This window comes from Phaeacidiphilus oryzae TH49 (assembly GCF_000744815.1).
GTDB classification, from domain to species: domain Bacteria; phylum Actinomycetota; class Actinomycetes; order Streptomycetales; family Streptomycetaceae; genus Phaeacidiphilus; species Phaeacidiphilus oryzae.
Map to the genome: position 1 here is coordinate 749,652 of NZ_JQMQ01000004.1, position 17,907 is coordinate 767,558.

Annotated in this window: 20 protein-coding genes; 9 read left to right on the forward strand and 11 right to left on the reverse strand. The window is 72.3% G+C overall.

The window, feature by feature from the left end; all coding sequences use genetic code 11:
- Positions 1-23 precede the first annotated feature (23 nt).
- Positions 24-311 (reverse strand): hypothetical protein, encoded by a 288-nt coding sequence (locus BS73_RS03565; RefSeq protein WP_037569090.1) that lies wholly within the window; start codon positions 309-311, stop codon positions 24-26.
- A gap of 321 nt (positions 312-632) precedes the next feature.
- Here BS73_RS03565 and BS73_RS03570 point away from each other — a divergent pair, with 321 nt between their 5' ends.
- Entirely contained in the window at positions 633-1,598 is a 966-nt protein-coding gene (locus BS73_RS03570; protein WP_037569091.1) for a sensor histidine kinase, read from the forward strand.
- Between the two features lie 51 nt (positions 1,599-1,649).
- Here the strand turns inward: BS73_RS03570 and BS73_RS03575 are convergent, their stop codons facing one another.
- Positions 1,650-2,249 (reverse strand): TetR/AcrR family transcriptional regulator, encoded by a 600-nt coding sequence (locus BS73_RS03575; protein WP_037569093.1) that lies wholly within the window; start codon positions 2,247-2,249, stop codon positions 1,650-1,652.
- Between the two features lie 139 nt (positions 2,250-2,388).
- Between BS73_RS03575 and BS73_RS03580 the strand changes: the two genes are divergently transcribed.
- Complete coding sequence (locus BS73_RS03580) at positions 2,389-3,144, forward strand: SDR family NAD(P)-dependent oxidoreductase (RefSeq protein WP_037569094.1); 756 nt, start codon at positions 2,389-2,391, stop codon at positions 3,142-3,144.
- A 42-nt stretch (positions 3,145-3,186) separates the two neighbouring features.
- On the forward strand, positions 3,187-3,936 hold the full coding sequence (locus BS73_RS03585) for an SDR family oxidoreductase (RefSeq protein WP_037569096.1): 750 nt from the start codon (positions 3,187-3,189) through the stop codon (positions 3,934-3,936).
- 136 nt (positions 3,937-4,072) lie between these two features.
- Here the strand turns inward: BS73_RS03585 and BS73_RS03590 are convergent, their stop codons facing one another.
- From BS73_RS03590 to BS73_RS03615, 6 genes are all read right to left on the reverse strand, one after another.
- Positions 4,073-4,762: a response regulator gene (locus BS73_RS03590; RefSeq protein ID WP_037569099.1), complete on the reverse strand. Its 690-nt coding sequence runs from the start codon at positions 4,760-4,762 to the stop codon at positions 4,073-4,075.
- Positions 4,759-6,030 (reverse strand): sensor histidine kinase, encoded by a 1,272-nt coding sequence (locus BS73_RS34380; protein WP_051939256.1) that lies wholly within the window; start codon positions 6,028-6,030, stop codon positions 4,759-4,761. Before BS73_RS34380 ends, BS73_RS03590 begins: the two co-directional genes overlap by 4 nt.
- 154 nt (positions 6,031-6,184) lie before the next feature.
- A complete protein-coding gene (locus BS73_RS03600) occupies positions 6,185-6,775 on the reverse strand; it encodes a hypothetical protein (protein ID WP_037569101.1) in 591 nt (196 codons plus the stop codon).
- Between the two features lie 131 nt (positions 6,776-6,906).
- Positions 6,907-7,734 (reverse strand): alpha/beta fold hydrolase, encoded by an 828-nt coding sequence (locus BS73_RS03605; protein WP_037569103.1) that lies wholly within the window; start codon positions 7,732-7,734, stop codon positions 6,907-6,909.
- A gap of 261 nt (positions 7,735-7,995) precedes the next feature.
- Positions 7,996-8,856 carry a DMT family transporter gene (locus tag BS73_RS03610; protein WP_037569105.1) on the reverse strand — a complete coding sequence of 287 codons (861 nt, stop codon included), beginning with the start codon at positions 8,854-8,856 and terminating at the stop codon, positions 7,996-7,998.
- On the reverse strand, positions 8,856-9,827 hold the full coding sequence (locus BS73_RS03615; RefSeq protein ID WP_200886619.1) for a MurR/RpiR family transcriptional regulator: 972 nt from the start codon (positions 9,825-9,827) through the stop codon (positions 8,856-8,858). Before BS73_RS03615 ends, BS73_RS03610 begins: the two co-directional genes overlap by 1 nt.
- Here BS73_RS03615 and BS73_RS03620 point away from each other — a divergent pair.
- Positions 9,814-10,713: an oxidoreductase gene (locus BS73_RS03620; RefSeq protein WP_037569107.1), complete on the forward strand. Its 900-nt coding sequence runs from the start codon at positions 9,814-9,816 to the stop codon at positions 10,711-10,713. The two genes, BS73_RS03615 and BS73_RS03620, sit on opposite strands and share 14 nt — an antisense overlap.
- Positions 10,714-10,756: 43 nt before the next feature.
- Here the strand turns inward: BS73_RS03620 and BS73_RS03625 are convergent, their stop codons facing one another.
- Positions 10,757-11,539: a TetR family transcriptional regulator gene (locus BS73_RS03625; RefSeq protein WP_084703732.1), complete on the reverse strand. Its 783-nt coding sequence runs from the start codon at positions 11,537-11,539 to the stop codon at positions 10,757-10,759.
- Between the two features lie 105 nt (positions 11,540-11,644).
- Here BS73_RS03625 and BS73_RS03630 point away from each other — a divergent pair, with 105 nt between their 5' ends.
- Positions 11,645-12,109: an SRPBCC family protein gene (locus BS73_RS03630; protein WP_037569108.1), complete on the forward strand. Its 465-nt coding sequence runs from the start codon at positions 11,645-11,647 to the stop codon at positions 12,107-12,109.
- Between the two features lie 88 nt (positions 12,110-12,197).
- On the opposite strand, the gene BS73_RS03635 is transcribed toward BS73_RS03630, so the two are convergent.
- Complete coding sequence (locus BS73_RS03635) at positions 12,198-12,743, reverse strand: hypothetical protein (RefSeq protein WP_037569109.1); 546 nt, start codon at positions 12,741-12,743, stop codon at positions 12,198-12,200.
- 267 nt (positions 12,744-13,010) lie between these two features.
- Between BS73_RS03635 and BS73_RS03640 the strand changes: the two genes are divergently transcribed.
- Entirely contained in the window at positions 13,011-13,697 is a 687-nt protein-coding gene (locus BS73_RS03640) for a response regulator transcription factor (protein WP_037569112.1), read from the forward strand.
- Positions 13,698-13,810: 113 nt separating this feature from the next.
- Positions 13,811-15,181 carry a sensor histidine kinase gene (locus tag BS73_RS03645; protein ID WP_152617493.1) on the forward strand — a complete coding sequence of 457 codons (1,371 nt, stop codon included), beginning with the start codon at positions 13,811-13,813 and terminating at the stop codon, positions 15,179-15,181.
- 21 nt (positions 15,182-15,202) lie between these two features.
- Here BS73_RS03645 and BS73_RS03650 read toward each other — a convergent pair whose 3' ends face one another.
- Positions 15,203-15,874: a GntR family transcriptional regulator gene (locus BS73_RS03650; protein WP_051939260.1), complete on the reverse strand. Its 672-nt coding sequence runs from the start codon at positions 15,872-15,874 to the stop codon at positions 15,203-15,205.
- Positions 15,875-16,128: 254 nt separating this feature from the next.
- Here BS73_RS03650 and BS73_RS03655 point away from each other — a divergent pair, with 254 nt between their 5' ends.
- Positions 16,129-17,535 (forward strand): acyclic terpene utilization AtuA family protein, encoded by a 1,407-nt coding sequence (locus tag BS73_RS03655; protein ID WP_051939262.1) that lies wholly within the window; start codon positions 16,129-16,131, stop codon positions 17,533-17,535.
- Positions 17,528-17,887 (forward strand): DUF4387 family protein, encoded by a 360-nt coding sequence (locus BS73_RS03660; protein ID WP_051939264.1) that lies wholly within the window; start codon positions 17,528-17,530, stop codon positions 17,885-17,887. Before BS73_RS03655 ends, BS73_RS03660 begins: the two co-directional genes overlap by 8 nt.
- Positions 17,888-17,907: the final 20 nt, after the last annotated feature.

A 17,907-nucleotide genomic window follows, 5' to 3' on the forward strand; every position in this document is an offset into this window, starting at 1 on the left:
GCCCGCCCGCCGCCCGGCCGGGCTCAGCCGAGGCCGCGGTGGGCGGACCACAGCGCCCCGGCGCGGCCGGCGGCCTCGGCGACCAGGGCGGCCAGTTCGGGCCGGTCGGGAACGGGGAACGAGACGTACGCGCCCCGTCCACCGCCCACGGGCCGACCGTAGGCCTTCGCGGCGAGGCGGCCGTCCGGGAGCAGCCTGACGTTGAGTGTGGTCAGCGCGAACTCTTCACCGCGCCGGGTGTCCGTCCAGCGGAGCGCCTCCGGGATCGTGACGTTGATCGCCAGGGCACTCACCTCCGGATCGCCGCTCATGGACGCATGATGCCATGCGACCTGCCCCGGACGCCCAGGCGGCTTCTCGCCCGCCTTGTGGTGGGGGAGAGACATCGGATGGGTCCTCAGGCGCATGGGGAGGCCGTTTCCGGGGGAGGCGGCGAAGAGTGGCTCCGTGACGCGTGGTGACGGCGATTCAGCTCGAACGGGTATCGGAGCGGGGGAGGGCCGACGCCCCGCGCGGGCGTCGGATGACTCCGTTCCGCTCCGCCGGCGATGGCCGTCCGCGCGCGTGGGGCGCTGTGTAGAGGCGGCCCCCTGCCCCCGGGCCGCGTGACCGGTGACCGAAGGAGAGAGGCCGTGAGCGCCCCCGCCACCTCGAGGACGACGGAACCCGAGTTCGTCCACCCCGGCGTCTTCTACTCGACCACGGAGGACTACCTCGCGGAGGTGGGCGGCTTCGTCCGGGAAGCCGTACTGGCCGACGAGCCGGTGATGGTGGCCGTGCCGCCGGGCAACGGCGAGGTGCTGCGCGCGGACCTGGGTGAGCTGGCCGACGAGGTCGAGTGGCATGACATGACCCGGGTGGGCCGCAATCCGGGCCGCATCCTCGCCGCGCTCCAGGACTTCGCCGACCGCCGCCCCGAGGGACCGGCCCGCATCGTCGGAGAGCCGATCTGGCGCGAGCGCACCTCGGCCGAGCTGCTGGAGGCCACCAAACACGAGGCGCTGATCAACCTCGCCTTCGCCGGGCGCTCCGCGACCATCCTGTGTCCCTACGACGCCCAGGGCCTGCCGGCTGCGGTACTGGCCGACGCCCGCCGCACTCACCCGACCCTTCGGAGCGGTGGTCGGCTGGAACCGTGCGCGGAGTACGCCCTGCCCGCGCGGGTGTGTGCCGACTGCGATCTGCCGCTCCCGGAACCGGAGCCGGTACCGTCCTCGGCCGATCTCCTCACCCTGGCCTATCGTTCGGGCGACCTGGGGCAGGTCCGCGGCCTGACCGAGGCGTTCCTGCGCGGCACCGTCCTCTCCGGGCGGCGACGGGAGGACGTGCTGCTGGCTGTGAACGAGGCCGCCGCCAACTCCCTGATCCAGCCGGGGGGCCATGGCACCCTCCGACTGTGGGCCACCCCCGACGCCGTGATCGCCGAGACCCGGGACACCAGCCGGCCGGCCGGTCCCCTCGCCGGACGGCGGCGTCCGCAGCCCGGCAGTGTGTGCGCGAGCCGTGGGCTCTGGCTCATCCACCAGTTGTGCGACCTGGTCGAGACGCGAGCCTCGGAAACCGGTCTGGTGCTCCGCCTTCACTTCGCCTGCCGGTGAGGGGACGCCGGGGTCGTCAGCCGGCCGCCGCCGTGGTCGGCCGGTCGCAGCTCAGGCGCGCAGCCCGGTGAGGAGGGCGTCGATGGCGGCCAGCGCGGCGGTCGTGTCGAGGCCCGCCCGGGAGACCAGGGAGAGGCCCTGGACGGTGAAGAGGAGCAGTTGGGCCTGGGCCTCGGGGGTGGCGGTCGTGGTGACCTCGCCGCTCTCCTGCGCACGCCGAAGGGCATCGGCGATGATCTCCGTGAAGCGGGCGTGGGCGTGGGCGACGACCTCGGCGGCGTCGGCGTCCTGCGGGACGAGCTCCGCGGTGGTGTTCCCGATCATGCACCCCTGCGGAATGCCCAGGTCGGAGGCGTGCTCCTCGGCCCGGGTCGGGGTGGCGAGCACCTCGCGGAGCGCCGGGAGCACCGGCCCGGTCTCCAGCGCGGCCACGAGCCGGCTCTCGTAGGTCTCCCAGTACAGCCGGACCGCGGCCAGGTAGAAGGCCCGTTTGTCGCCGAAGGCGCCGTAGAGGCTGCCCCGTTCCAGGTGCAGCGACTCGACCAGGTCCTGGACGGAGGTCGCGCCGTAGCCCCGGGACCAGAAGAGGAGGAGCGCGCGCTCCAGGGCCTGTGCCTTGTCGAATTCGCGGGGGCGCCCGGTACGTGCCATGGCGCCACGGTACGACTTTTTGACTGCCCGCACAAAAGACCGTACGGTGACGACCGAGGTACTTCTTGAACGCTCGCACAGAAGTGGCGGGCAGGCCCGGGCGCACGACAGTGCGCCTGCGGAGGAGAGGCAGAACGCTATGGACTTCAAGGGGAAGACCGCGCTGGTCACCGGGTCGGGCGCGAAGGGCGGGCTGGGGCATGCGACGGCCAGGCTGCTCGCCGCCGGCGGCGCCGAGGTGATCCTCACCGGCACCGACCCGCACCGCGGCGCCGGGGTCGTGGAGGACGTGCGGAGCGCGGCCGAGGCGGCGGGCCCGGCGGGCGGCGTGCGCTTCGTCGCCGCCGACCTGGCCGAGGTGCGGGCGGTGGAGCACCTGGCCGAGGAGGCCGGCACGGTGGACATCCTGGTCAACAACGCGGGCGTGGTTCCGTTCAGTGCGACGGCCGACCAGGGCACGGACGACTACGAAGCGGCCTTCGCGGTCAATGTGCGCGCGCCGTTCGTCCTCACTGGTCGGCTGGCGCCGAGGATGGCCGCGAACGGTGGCGGCAGCATCGTCAACGTCAGCTCGACCGCCGCCGCACTGGGGATGCCGGCGATGGCCGTGTACGGCGCGACCAAGGCCGCCGTGGAGTCCCTGACCCGGACCTGGGCGGCCGAGTTCGCCGCGGCGGGGGTGCGGGTCAACGCGGTGGCGCCCGGCCCGATGACCACGGCCAAGGTGGTTGCGGCCATGGGCCCGGACGTCGGCGGCATGGGCCTGACGACGGCGCTCAAGCGGGCCGGCGACCCGGGAGAGGTGGCCCGGGTGATCGCCTTCCTCGCCGGCGATGCGGCGAGCTATATGACCGGTGCGGTGGTGGCCGCGGACGGGGGCCGGACCGCGATCTGAGATCAGGGCCGGAGAACACGAGGAAAGAGGAGGGCGAGTCCGATGGGACGCCTTGCAGGAAAGCACGCACTGATCACTGGGGGGACGAGCGGGATCGGTTTCCAGACCGCCCGCGAGTTCCTCTCCGAGGGAGCCACCGTGGCCATCACCGGGCGCTCGCCGGAGCGGCTGGAGGAGGCCGCCCGCCGTCTCGGCGGCCAGGTGCTGACCCTCGTCAGCGATGCCGCCGACGTGCCCGCACAGGCCGCACTGGCGGCGCGACTGGAGAAGGAGTGGCCGCGGCTGGACGTCCTGATGACCAATGCCGCCGACGTCACCCATCTCCCCATCGAGGAATGGACCGAGGAGGCCTTCGACCGGCTGGTCGCCACCAACCTCAAGGCCCCGTTCTTCCTGGTCAAGGCGCTGCTGGGACTGTTCTCGCAGCAGGCCTCGGTCATCCTCGTCGGCTCGGTCTCGGCCTTCGTGGGGCATCAGAACGCGGCCGTCTACGGAGCGGCGAAGGCGGGGCTGCTGTCCTTCTCCCGGGGGCTGACCTACGAGCTCAAGGACCGGGGCGTGCGGGTCAACGGGCTGAGCCCGGGCCCGACCCGTACGGACGTCTTCGCCCCGCTCGGCCCGGAACGGCAGGCCGCCGTCTACGAGGAACTGCGACGGACCGTCCCCCTCCACCGCATCGGCACGCCCACCGAACTGGCCAAGGCGGCCGTCTACCTCGCCTCCGACGAATCCGCCTACACGGCCGGCACCGTCCTGCGGGTGGACGGCGGCATCGGGGAACTCGCGTACTGACCGCGTGCCGACCGCGTACCGACCGCGTACGGACTGCGCACTCGACCGCGATCGAGACCCGCCGGCCGGCGACCTGCTCCCCACCGATCGGGTCGCCGGCCGACGGAGGCCGGGACCGCCCGTCGTCGCCACCGACTCACCGGTCGTGGCCGGGCGGGTCCTCCTCGGCGGGGATCCCGTGCCGGTGGGCGTAGACGATGGCCTGCGGGCGGTCGCGGCTGCCGGTTTTGGCGAAGATCTGGTTGATGTGGGTCTTCACGGTGGAGCGGCTCAGGTAGAGCCTGGCGGCGATCTCGGCGTTGGACAGGCCCTGCGCGATCAGGCCGAGTACCTGGGCCTCGCGTTCGGTGAGGCCGTCGGGGAGGTGGGCGTCCTTCCCGGAACGGCCCGGATCGTTGCGGCGGCCGGCGTGGATCAGGCGGGCGGCGGCGAGCGGGTCGAGCATGGTGTGGCCGGAGACGGCGGCCTCGATGGCGCGGCGGATGTCCGCGGCCGAGGCGTTCTTGGTCAGGTATCCGGTGGCGCCGGCCTCGAGCGCGGCGAGGATGGAGTCGTCGTCGGTGTAGGTGGTGAGCACCACGACGGCGGTGGCCGGACGCTCCTCCTTCAGCCGGCGGGTGGCCTCGACGCCGTCGGTGCCTGGCATGTGAAGGTCCATCAGGACCACGTCCGCCCCATGCTCCACGGCGAGGCCGACGGCCTGCGCGCCGTCCGCGGCGAGCCCGGCGACCTCCACGGTGTCGACCGCGCTGAGGATGGTGGCCAGGCCCTCGCGGACCACGCGGTGGTCGTCGGCGATGATCACCGAGATCGGTGTGCGGCTCATCCGTCGCTCCCGTCGCTCGCGTTGCGCCCGTTGCTCCCCTCGCCGCGGTGGGCGGCCAGCCTGTCGCCTCGGTAAGGGATGCGCGCGGTGATCTGCCAGCCGCCGTCGAGCCCCGGCCCGGCCCGGAGTTCGCCGCCCGCCTGCTCGATGCGTTCCCGCATGCCCTGGAGCCCGTACCCGCCTCCGCTCGCACCCGGCGTCTCGGGCGGGTCCGGAACCGGGCTCGGGCTCGGGCTCGATAGCGGACTCGGCCCCCGGGAGGGCCGGGCGTTGTCGACCGTTGCGGTCACGTCCCCGGCACCGAAGTGGATGCGCACCCCCGTCGGCGCGCCCGGCGCGTGCCTGGCGGCGTTGGTCAGTCCTTCCTGGACGAGGCGGTAGAGCGCGAGGGCGGAGTCGGCGTCGAGATCCCGCCGGTCGCCGTCCAGGCTGAGTTCTGCCTGATGGAGTGCGCAGAGCCGCTCAAGCCGTGCGGTCAGTGGCCGGTCCTCGCCGCGCAGGGCCCGGACCGCCTGGCGGGCCTCGTCCAGGCCCGTGCCGACCAGTTCGTGGCCGAGCTCGATCTGGGTGAGGAGCTTCTCGCGTGGTGCGTCGGTGCGTGCGAGGGTGTCGATCGCGGTGAGCTGGATCGACAGGGCGCCGAGGGTGTGGGCGAGTACGTCGTGGAGTTCGCGGCCGAGGCGGTTCCGCTCGTCGGCGAGCTCCGCCTCGGCCCGGGCGAGGGCGGTGCGGCGACGTTCGGTGGCGACCAGTGTGCTGTGCCGGGCCCGCTGGTCGATCTCGCGTCGGCTGGCACCGGCTACCAGTCCGGCGAGGGCGACGGCGGCGGTGGCCAGGAGGCGCCCGGGAAAGGGCCCGTGGGGGACGGCGGCGAGGCAGTAGGCGACGGGCCCTGCGGTGGCCAGCACCAGGGCGGCGACGGGTTCGAATGCGACGGCGGCGGTGCTCGCCGCGACCCCGGTGAAGATCAGCCCGTTGGTGTCGGTGACGGCGACCACCGCCCCGGCCGCGCACATCGCCGCGACGACCGCGGCCGCGCCCGCCCCTCGGGCCCCGGCGATCAGGGCGAGCCAGGCCAGCGTGGCGACGGCCAGAGCGACGGGTGCCGCCAGTCCGGGGTCGGCGGGCAGCGCGGCGACGTTGACCCAGAGCGAGACGCCCAGGCCCAGGAGCATGGCGGCGGCGCGCGCCCGCGGGTCGGGGATCATGCCGCTGAGGCCGATGCCGGGGTGGTCCGCCGCCGGGCTGAACCGTGTGCTGATGCTCATCGGCGCCGATTATCCCAGGACGGCCGACCCGAAGCGGGCAACCTCGACGCGCGGCCGGCGCGAGGCGCGCGGTCGGCGCGAGCTGCGCGGTCGGGGCGGCCGGCGCGGCCGGCGCGAATGGCGCGGGCGATCAGGCCGAGCAGCGTTACCAGGATCACCGTGCCACCCCTGCCGCGCGCTGCACCGCGCCAACGGCCGGCCCGGCCTGCGCCAGACGCGCCCGGCCGCGCACCCACAGCCCCAGACTGCGGAAGAGGCTCATGGCCACGGAAAGGAAGATGAATCCGTTCGTCAGAGCGGTGCCGCTCAGATGGTGACTGGTCAGGAACAGGCCCAGGCCCACCGGGAAGACGTGCTGGGCGCCGTAGGCGAAGCCGAGCCGGGCACCGGTCACCAGGATCCATACCGCCGCGTAACCGGCCCCCGAGCGGCTGACAGCCGCAGGCCTGCCGGCGCCGGCCGAGGTGCGCGGCCAGCGGCGTCGCCAGTCCGGCTGGTAGTCGACGGCCACCAGCAGCGGGCAGACCGAGAACAGACCGAGGGCCGCCCCGGCCACCGCGCCGGCGCCCTGGAGGAGGAGGTCGTCGCCGCCGGTGGGCAGCGAGGTGAAGAAGAACGGCACGATCAGGACGACGCCGAGGACCGGCCGCCCCACCCGGAACCAGCCGATCTTGCGGCGGCCCAGGTCCGACTCCAGGACCACGGCCAGGATCGCCAACTGCATGATCACGATGTTCGCTGTCATGCCCCCACCCTCGCCGGGACGCCGAAGCCTGCCATCGGCCCCCGGGCCGGTACCGGGTGGGGATGCGGGGGCGGGGGGTGGAGACGGTTCTCCACCCCCCGGCCGCCGTCGAAGCGGTCGCTACGCGAGCGTCACCGGGAGAGGAACTCCAGCAGGTCCTTGTTGAACTTCTCCTTGTCGCCCGGCACCAGGGCGATGCCGTGCGAGCCGCCCTCGTAGACCTTGAGGGTGGCGTCGGGGATGATCTGGGCGGACTTGCGGCCGGTCGCGTCGATCGGCACCACCTGGTCGTCGTCGCCGTGCACGATCAGCGTCGGGACGTCGAACTTCTTGAGGTCCTCGGTGAAGTCGGTGGCCGCGAAGGCGTCCACGCAGGCGACGCCGCCCTGGATGGTCTCCTGCATGGCCATGTACCAGAAGGCGTCCTTGTTGCCCTCGGTGACCTTGCTGCCGTCCCGGTTGGCGCTGAAGAAGCCGACCGAGGTGTCCTTCCAGAACTGCGAGCGCTCCTTGAGGATCCCCGCCTTGATGTCGTCGAAGACGCTCTGCGGCACCCCCTCGGGGTTGTTCGGGCCCTGGAGCATCAGCGGCGGGATGGCGGAGAGGAGCACGGCGGAGCGGATCCGCTCGGTCCCGTGCCGGCCGATGTACCGGGAGAGTTCGCCGCCGCCCATGGAGTGCGCGACGAGGGTGACCTCGCGCAGGTCGAGGCCGGTGATCAGGTCGTTAAGGTCGTCGGCGAAGGTGTCCCAGTCGTAGCCGTCGTAGACCGGGGTGGACCGGCCGTGGCCGCGGCGGTCGTGGGCGATGCCGCGGTAGCCGGCGTCGGCGACCGCCTTGAGTTGGTCCTGCCAGGCGTCGCCGTTGAGCGGCCAGCCGTGGATGAAGACGACCGGGCGGCCCTGGCCCCAGTCCTTGTAGAAGATCTCGACCCCGTCACGCGTGGTGCAGTACGGCATGTCCAAGTGCTCCTTTGCGAGGGAAAGCGGGGACGGGCATCCGGGAGGGCCTCGGCGCCACGGGGGACTCCCCATACGCTCGCCAGCTAAGGGGGGTGCGGTCGACTCCGCACCCCGGAGCAGGGCGGCCTGACTCATCGGGTGAATCCGCGCTCGGACGGCTGAGCCGGGCTCTTCGCGGAGTGGAGGAGCCGCCGGTCGTCTGCTACCGGCTGGGGACGCGGGTGGGCCGCATGGCGCGGCCCGGGCCCGCCGGACGAGTCAGAGGCTGATCGCGGCTATGCCGGCGAGGACGATCGCGGCGCCCACGATGCGGCGCGCCAGGTGGGCTTCGTCGAAGAGCCACCAGGCGAGGAGGGATCCGACGACGATGGACGACTCGCGCAGAGGCGCGACGAGGGCGACGGATGCCGTCTGCATGGCGGTGAGGACGAGGACGTAGGCCAGCGGGGAGAACACGGCGATGGTCAGGATCGGCCCCGCGTTCGTCCGCGTGACGCTCCGGACGTGATCCCGCCGATGCAGAGCCCGCGGGGTCAGCATCAGGCTCTGCAGCAGGTATGTGCCGGTGAAGTAGGTCGCCGGGGCCAGGCGCAGTGAGGTGACCGAGTGGCTGTCCCAGAGGGTGTACGCGGCGATGGTGGCGCCGGTCGCGGCGCCCCAGAGCACGCCGCGAAGGGGGCGGCGCTGACCGTTTCGGAAGGGGTTGCCGGCGACGACGACGATGCCGGCGACCACGACCAGGGCGCCGAGGACGGCCGTCCCGGTCGGCCGTTCTCCGGGGAGGAGGACCGCGCACAGCATCGTCACCACCGGCCCGGTCCCGCGGGCGACGGGGTAGACGACGCCGAGGTCGAAGCGGTCGTAGCCGGTCTGCAAGGTCAGGGAGTACACGATGTGCAGCACGGCTGAGACGGCCGAGGCGGCCGCGAGCCGCCAGCCGATCGGCTGGGTGCCGGTCACCACGGGGAGGATGCCGACCGGGAGGCACAGCAGTGTCGCCGCGCATGTGTAGGCCCACACGAAGACGACGGTGTCGCCCCCTTTGTACTTCGACGCCGTGTTCCAGACCGCGTGGGCGCCCGCGGCGACGAGGACGAGGGCGATCGTGTGCGGCGGCATCAGGAGATGTCGGGGAGGTCGATGCCGGCCTGCTCGGCCCGGCGGCTGCGTTCCGGGTCCCGGAGGGCGAGGGCGGCCGCCAGCGCGTCGATGACGACGAGGTGGGCGAGCCGGCTTCCCGCTGCGGCCATCTGCGTCGGCAACGGCGCGCCACCGACGACGAGGGCGATGTCGGCGAGGACCGCGAGCGGCGTGTCGTACTGATTGGTGATCGCGATCAGCGTCGCGCCGGCCGAGGAGGCGGCGTCGGCGACACCGAGCGTCGACGAGGTGCGTCCGGTCGAGCTGACGGCGATGACCACATCGCGCGGTCCCAGGAGCCGCATCGCGATCATCGCCGACTCGTGGTCCGGGATCGCGGAAGCTCTGGCGCCCAGGGCGCGGAGGCGGAACACGGCGTCGGCGGCGACCGATGCGGACGTCCCCGCGCCGACGAGGAGCACCTGATCCGCGCTCTGCACCGTACTCACCGCCTCGTCCAGGGCGGCGAGGTCCAGGGCGCCGCCGAGTGCGGCCAGTGCGTCGATCCCGGTGCGCACGGACGTCTCGAGCACTGCGGCCGTCGGAGCGTTCTCGGTGAGTACTTCGGAGGGAGCGAAGAACTCGGTGGTCCCCCGGGCCCGGGCGATCTCGAGCTTGAGCTCGGTGAAGCCGTTGAACCCGATCGCCCGGGCGGCGCGGACCACGCTCGGGGCGGACACCCCGGCGCGTGCGGCTACCTGGGCGGTGGTGCTGGTGCCGACGAACAGGGGATCCGAAAGGAGGAGCTGCACCACCTTCGCCTCGCTCGCCGCGAGGCCGCCGCTGCGAGCCTGGATGGTCCCGAGCCACCTCGTGAGCGGGCCGTCACCGTCGTCACCGTGCGAAACGGCGTTACCTCTGCCGCGAGTCATGAGTAACAGAGTAACGTGTCCTTCGCCTGCAGACCGACTTGTCCGGAGAGGGGATAGAGAGGGGATGACGACGTCCATGAACCCCACCGTCGCAGTCGTGGGCCCGGGGGCGATCGGCACCACCGTCGCGGCGGCGCTGCATGAGGCCGGCCGCACCCCGTTGCTGTGCGGCCGCACGCCTCGCGAGCGCCTGGAGTTGCGCGATGCCGACGGCCTGGTCGTGGTGCCGGGACCGGTGCGGACCGATCCGGGCCGGATCGGAGAAGGGGCGGTCGACCTCGTCTTCCTCGCCGTCAAGTCCACCCAACTGGACGCGGCGGCACTCTGGTTGACGGCGTTGTGCCACCCGGGGACCGTCGTCTGCGTGCTGCAGAACGGCGTCGAACAGGAGGCGACCGTCGCGCCCCACGTCCCCGGCTGCCCCGTGCTGCCCTCCGTCGTGTGGTTCCCGGCGCAGGTGCAGCCCGGAGGCTCCGTGTGGCTGCGCGAGAAGGCCCGACTGACGCTGCCCGACGTGCCCGCGGCCCAGGTGGTGCACGGGGCGCTGCGCGACACCCGGTGCTCGGTCGAGTTGGCCGCGGACTTCGCGACCTTGGCGTGGCGGAAGCTGCTGCGGAACGCGGTGGCCGGGTTGATGGTCCTCAGCGGCCGTCGAGCCGGGATGTTCGGCCGCGCCGACATCGGCCGGTTGTCCCAGGCCTACCTGCGGGAGTGCCTCGCGGTCGCCCGAGCCGAAGGAGCGGAGCTGGGCGACGAGGTGCCGCAGGAGATCCTGGACGACTTCCGCGCCTACCCGGCCGACATGGGCACCTCCATCCTCGCCGACCGGGAGGCCGGCCGGCCGCTCGAATGGGACATCCGCAACGGAGTCGTCGCACGACGCGGCCGGGCCCACGGCATCCCGACCCCCATCAGCGACGTGGTGGTGCCCCTGCTGGCGGCCGCCGGCGACGGGCCCGGGTGAGGGGTTCCGCCGACGCCCTGCCGCGAGCTAGGGGGATCGGCGCTTAGCGCGCTCCGGGGCCGGGCGGCTGCTGCTGCTCTGCCTGCTCCGTTTGCTCGGGTTGCTCGGGCCGCTCGGGCTGCTTCGGCCGGGTGGGCAGTGAGTTGAGTCCGACGTCGATGAGTCGGGCGGCACGTCGGACGTCGGCCCTGACCGCGTCGCGCAGCTCCTCGAAGGTCCGGGTGAGGTTCACATGCTTGCTCAGCGCCCGGAACTGGATGGGCCATAGTGCGAGCAGGGAGGTCGCGGCGATCTGCACTTCCGGGTCGTCCGGGCTCAACCCGGTGCGCTGGGCCAGGACTTCGGCGGCTGCGGCGACTTGCCTGTCGGCCGTGTCGTGGTGATACGCCCGTAGGGACGGGGTGGATCGGATCAGCCTGCCGAAGCGCAGCAGCATGGCCTTGGCCTCGGCAGGGTCGTTCTGAGAGCTCAGCCATGACGTGAGGTTGTCCAGCTCGCTGGAGAGGATCCTCAACGCGGCGTCGACGGGGGACAGGTCCGGGTCGGCCAGGGTGGTGCGCAGGGAGTCCACCGTGGCCTCGCCCAGATCGAGGATGAGCGACTCCTTGGTCGGGAAGTAGTTGAACACCGTCTTCTCCGACACCCCGCAGGCCTCCGCGATCTCGGCGACCCGTACGGCGTCGAAGCCCCGTTCCATGAACATCTCGGTGGCCGTGTCGGACAGCCGGCGCCGAAGGAGCCGCTTCTTGCGCTCCCGCAGCCCTTCGGCGGCGGGTTCCTCGTCGCGCGGCCGCAGGGCCGTCCAATCCACGGTGCGGATGGTCATCACCGAAGCATAGGACAGCTCGCCGATAATTTCTGCTACTATAAATTTACAGTCGCAGAAAATCCGGGCAGGCCTCGATGCCTGCGCAGGCGAAGGGAGCCTTCCATGAGCGCCATCCACATCGTCCGCGACTATCCGCATCCCCCGCAGAAGGTCTGGCGAGCGGTCACCGATCCGGAGCTGATCCCGCTGTGGACCGCCACCGGTGCCGGCGCCCGGCCGGAGGGCTTCGCCACCACGGTCGGAACCACCTTCAAGTTCATCGCGAAACCCAAGCCCGGCTGGAGCGGCGTCGTGCTGTGCGAGGTGTTGGAGGTATCCGAGCCCGCACTGCTGCGCTACTCGTGGCAGGACGAAAGCGGTGGCGAGGTGACCGAGGTCGCCTACCGACTCGCGGCGCACGGGAGCGGAACGCGCTTCACCTACGACCACACCGGCTTCACCGGGGCCGGCGGCTACTTCATGGCCAGGTTCCTCGGGGCCGTCCGCGCCAAGATGCTCACCAAGGGCCTGCCCGCAGTGCTGAACGACCTCGACGACCAGGGCGACCTGCGCCGGAACACCCCCTAGACCACAACTGGTCCGAGAGGTATGTGGCGTCAGCGTTGCTCGCCCGGTGCCTCGGTCGTCCACGGCTCGGCGCCCACGGCTCCGGAGCTCAGCTCCTGACGTACTCGGCTGCGTGCCCCGAGAGGAGCAGGGCGAGCACGGCTCCGGCCGCCAGGACCGAGAGCAGCGCATAGCGCCGGGCGGAGGTTCCCAGGACGCGGCTTCCCCGCCTGGCCAGCAGGTCCGCGGCCGCCAGCCGTACGGCCTCCAGATAGTGCGGCACCACATGGAGCAGCAGCGCGGCCAGCCAGAGGTAGAAGGACGCCTTGTGCGTCAGCAGTGCCGCCCCCGCCACGGCGGGCGGGCCGAGGAAGGCCAGCAGGCCGCTGATGAGCAGCAGTGCCGTCAGGGCGGTGAGCACCGGGCCGAGGATCCGGTAGTACATCCGCGGTGCGCCGCGTTCCCGGTAGGCGCGGTCCCCCCGGTAGTACTTGACGGCGCGCCAGCCGGTGCTGCCCATCTTCAGGGCCACGACCGGGGTGAGGAGGAGGCCGATCACCACATGCGCGGTGAGCACCTGCGTGACCCCGAGCACCACGGTGACCAGTTGGGCGCCGAAGAGCAGGAGGAGTGCCAGTCCGCCGACGGCCGTCAACCGGGCGTTTCCGGCGACCCCCGAATGGGCGTGCCCGCTCCGGAGACGGTCGGGGCGGCTGCGGCCTCCGGCTGTCGGCGGTGCCTCGGATTCTCCGCATCGCATGGCTCTACCCCTTGATCGACGACTTTCCGCCTCAGGACCGCAGCCTGCGGGTCGGTTCCTTACGCCGCGCTTTCGGCCGCGGGTGAAAGCCGGCCGTAAGCCGGGGGCCGCTACCATCGAGGACGGCAGCGGATGCCATAGCAAATAGAGGATGCTTGAGTCATGCGCGTGTTGGTGGTGGAGGACGAAGAGGCCATGGTCGCCGCGCTGACCTGGGGCCTGGAAGCCGAGGGTTACGTCGTGGACGTGGCCCGGGACGGAGCGGAGGGCTTCTGGAAGGCGAGGGAGCTCGAGTACGACGTGATCGTTCTGGACGTGATGCTGCCCGGCCTCGACGGCTACCAGGTGTGCCGGCGGCTGCGTGAACAGCTGGTCTGGACGCCGATCCTGATGCTGACCGCGATGGACGAGGACCTCGACCACGCCGAGGGGCTGGACGTCGGCGCCGACGACTATCTGACGAAGCCGTTCTCCTACCCGGTCCTCCTCGCCCACCTCCGGGCGCTCACCCGGCGCGGACTGGGGGAGCGGCCGGCCGCGCTGACGGCCGGCGGGCTGCGCCTGGATCCTGCTGCCCGCACCGTCCTCCGGGAGGGCGCGGTACTGGACCTGACCAGCCGTGAGATCGCCGTCCTGGAGTATCTGATGCGCCGCAAGGGGCGGGTGGTGTCCAAGGCCGAGCTGCTCGACCACTGCTGGGATCCGGCCTACGAGGGGGGATACACGGTGGTCGAGGTGAGCATCCACCGGCTCCGCCGCAAGATCGACCGAGCCGGTGGGCCGTCTGTCATCGCCACCGTCCGGGGCGCCGGCTACCTGATCGAGGATTCCGGGGAGGCAGCCCCGTGACCGCCGTCGAACCGCGCCGATCCGAGGCGCCGACTCGCCCTCGCGGTCGCCTCCGCCCCCGCCTCCGCCCCCGCTTCGGCCGGCGCCCGCGCACCCTGCGTACCCGGGTCACCGTGCTGGCGAGCCTGGCCCTGACGGCGGCCGTGGTCCTCGGGGTCCTGCTGCTGTACCAGCTGCAGATGACCGGGGTGAAGCGGACGCTCGACGGCGAACTGCGCACCTACGCGGTCCAGATCGCGCAGGCCGCGGGCGCGGGGAACGGCACCTGGTCCGGCCCGCTGCCGCAGTCGAGTCTCGATCCCAACGCCGAGGCCCAGGTGCTCGGCGCGGACGGCGAGGTGCTCGCCGCCACCCGTACGCTGACCGGCCTGCCCGCCGTCTACGTTCTGCCCCCGGGTGCGGAGGTCCCGGTCCGGCAGCCGGCGGCCGACCGCGCGATCCCCCGCGATGTGCGGGTGGTGGCGGAGCGGACCGTCGTGGGCGGCCGGAAGGTCACCATCGTCGCCGGCACTCCGACCGGCCTCCTGCACGAGGTCGACGAGGAGTTCGCCCACTACCTGCTGATCGGGCTGCCGCTGATCCTCGCGCTGGCGGCCGGGACGGTGTGGCTGGTGGTCGGGCGCGCCCTGCGGCCGGTCGAGGAGATCCGGCAGGCGGTCACCGACATCACCTCGGCGGACCTCTCCCAGCGGGTGCCGGAGCCCGGGACCGCCGACGAGGTCGGGCACCTCGCCCAGACCATGAACGGAATGCTCGCCCGCCTGGACGAATCGGCCCGCCGGCAGCGCCGCTTCGTCGCCGACGCCTCGCACGAGCTGCGCAGCCCGCTGGCCGCGGTCCGCACCACGCTGGAGGTCGGGCTGGCCCATCCGGAGCGGGCCCCGTGGCCGGACCTGGCGGGCAGCGCGGTACGGCAGTCGGCCCGGCTGGAGGAGCTGATCCGGGATCTGCTGCTGCTGGCGAAGGCCGACGAGCGGCTGCTCGCCGAGCGGCGGCACCCGGTGAGCCTGGCCGAGGTGATCGACGAAATCCTGGCCGGCGCTCCGGCCGCGCGGTGCGAGGTCCGGGTGGACGTCCCGGCGGAGGCGGTCGTGCCGGGGAACGGCGATCACCTGGAACGGCTGTTCCGCAACCTCGTCGACAACGCGCTGCGCCACGCCCGGCACCGCGTGGCGGTGGGCGCCGCGGTTCTGGAGCGGACCGTCCGGGTGGAGGTCGACGACGACGGCGCCGGGATCCCGGTCGCCGAGCGGGAGCGGGTCTTCGACCGGTTCGTGCGCCTGGAGGGCAGCCGGGAGCGGGGCAGCGGAACCACCGGCCTGGGCCTGGCGATCGCTCGCGAGATCGCGATCGCCCACCACGGTCGGATCGCGATCACCACCAGCCCCGCCGGCGGAGCCCGGGTGGTGGTGGTCCTGCCCCGCGCGGGTGTCGACGGCGGGACCCCCGGGGCCGGGCCCGGGGCGCCGCGTCGGGGTCCGTGACTCGGCTACGGCCGAACCGGATCAGTCGAGTTCGCCGAGGACCAGGTCGACGCCTGCCGTGGCGTGCCGACGGAACACCTCCTCGACCAGATCGGGGTCGCGACTGCGGAGAGCCACCAGGATGGCGCGGTGGCCCTGCAGGCGGCGCCGGGCGAGGTCCGGGTGCTGCCGCATGGTCTCCACCGATCGGGTCCGCCGCTCGGTGCCGATGATCGCGAGGGTCTGGACGAGGTTGCGAAGGGTGCGGTTGTCGGCGGCCTGTTCGATCTCGGCGTCGAACTCGCGGGCGATACGGAGCTGCTCCGTGCTGTCGTCGCGCTCGTCGCCGAGCCGGTCGACCAGCGCTTCCATCCGGTCCAGCGCCGCGTCGCTGATCTTCTCGGTGGCGAACCTGGCCTCCAGCGCGCGGAGCGCCGCGCCGGTCAGCATGAGTTCGCGGAGTGTCTCGGGGGAGTGGTCGACGACCCGGAGCGTGCGGATGGAGACCCGTTCGATCAGGCTCTCCTGCTCGAGCCGCCGGAGGGCCTCGCGGACGGGGGTCGGGCTCACGTCCAGCCGGGCCGCCAGATCCCGCTCGGTGACCCGCTGGCCGGGCTTGAACTTGCCGGTCGCGATGCCCTCCCGGATGGTCCGGTAGGCCTGTTCGGCGAGTGATCGCGAGCGCTGGGCCGGCGTCAGATCCGGTGCGGTCATCGGGGTCGGACTCCTCGGTGGGCGTGCGGTGGGGCGGAAGGCGGCGTCTGGGGAGCATCGGATGCAATCCGCTATGGCATGTTACATCGGGCCGTTCGATCTGGACCGTCCATGACCAACAGACCCCGAAGTCGCGGCCTGAAGAGAGCACTGCCCAGATGCCTTGACCAGTTTTGCTATAGCGAATAGCCTGCGGGAAACCGGAGGGTGCGCCGCGCGCACCAATCCGAGTTGCGCACGAGCTAGGAGAGTTCATGCCCGACACAGCCGACACAGCCGACACAGTAGATCCGGCCGCCGGAGTCGGGGTCCTGGTGCCCAGTGGGATGCTGGGCGCCGGATTCCCGCCCGAGACCATCGCCCGCGGCATCGCGCTCGGCGCCGATGTGATCGCCGTCGACGGGGGGTCGACCGACTCCGGGCCCCACTACCTCGGCACGGGGACCGCCAAGACCTCGGCGCGCGCTGTCCGCAGGGACCTGCGGATCCTGTTGGCGGCGGCCGCGGAGGCCGGTATCCCGCTGATCATCGGCTCCTGCGGGACGAGCGGCAGCGACTCCGGGGTGCGGTGGGTAGCGGACCTCGTCGAGTCGGTCTGCGCCGAGGACGGCCTGCGGCTGACCGTGGCGAAGATCTTCAGTGAACAGCGGGCGGAGCGACTGCTGCCGGCGCTGGCGGCCGGCCGCATCCGCCCGCTGCCGCCCAGTGGTGCGCTGGATCCGGCGACGCTCACCGACTGCGCCCGCATTGTGGGGATGATGGGCCACGAGCCCATCGAGCAGGCCCTGCGGGCAGGTGCGCAGGTGGTGCTGGCCGGCCGGGCCACCGACACCGCGGCCTCCGCGGTGGTCCCGCTGATGAAGGGCATGCCGCCGGGGCCCGTCTGGCACGCCGCGAAGATCGTCGAGTGCGGTGGGCAGTGCACCACCGATCCGCGCTCCGGCGGGGTGTTCGCGCGCATCGACGCGACCGGGTTCACCATCGAGCCGCTGGACCCCGATACGGCCTGCACACCGACCTCGGTGGCTGCGCACATGCTGTACGAGACCGCGGACCCCTACCTGATGCGGGAGCCCGCCGGGACCATCGCGGTGGCGGACGCGCACTACACCGCCCTCGACGGCCGGGCCGTACGGGTGGAGGGCTCGCGCTTCGAACCCGCAAACCAGTACACGGTCAAGTTGGAGGGCGCGGCGGTCGCCGGCTATCAGACCCTCTCCTTCGTCGGCATCCGCGACCCCCGCATCCTGGCCTCCATCGACGAGTGGGCCCAGTGCCTGGAGAAGACCCTGGCCGACCGGGTCGAGAGCGTGCTGGAGCCGGCCCCGGGCTCGTGGGCCATGGATCTGCGGCTGTACGGCCACAACGCGGTCCTCGGCGACCTGGAACCGAGCTCCGGGCCCCCCACCGAAGTCGGCGCGATGCTCCTGGTCAACGCCTTCGACCAGGAGACCGCCACGGCGATCTCCCAGCTCGCCAACCCGCTTCTGCTGCATCTCCCGCTGCCGGGGATGGGCTACCTGCCGAGTTTCGCCTTCGCCACCTCGCCCGCCCATGTGGACCGCGGCGCCGTGTACGAGTTCGTCCTCAACCATGTCGTCGAGACGGACTCACCGACCGCACTGTTCCGAATCGAGATCGAGGAGCCGAGCCGTGGCTGAGACCACTGGGGCCGCTGAGACCACGCAGACGGCGAAGCCGACGCTGGACGAGCTGGCGCTGGAGGTGCGCTCGAAGAACGCCGGCCCCTTCTGGATGACCGTGGAGGCGTTCTTGCCCGACGCCGAGGCCTACCGGGCCGCCGACCGGCTGATCGACGAGGACCTGATCGCCGGGCTCTACCGGGTGCCGCGGGAGTCGGTCCGGGTGTTCCGCATCCCGGAGCTACGGGTGGTGAAGGTGTCCTTCCCGCGCAGACTGGCCCAGGGCAGCCTCCACGACCGGGACATCCACGCCGGCCAGCACCATGTGCCGCTCGCCGGAATGCCCGTGCCGCCCGTGGGACGGGCCTGAGGCCCACCCCGAGGCACACC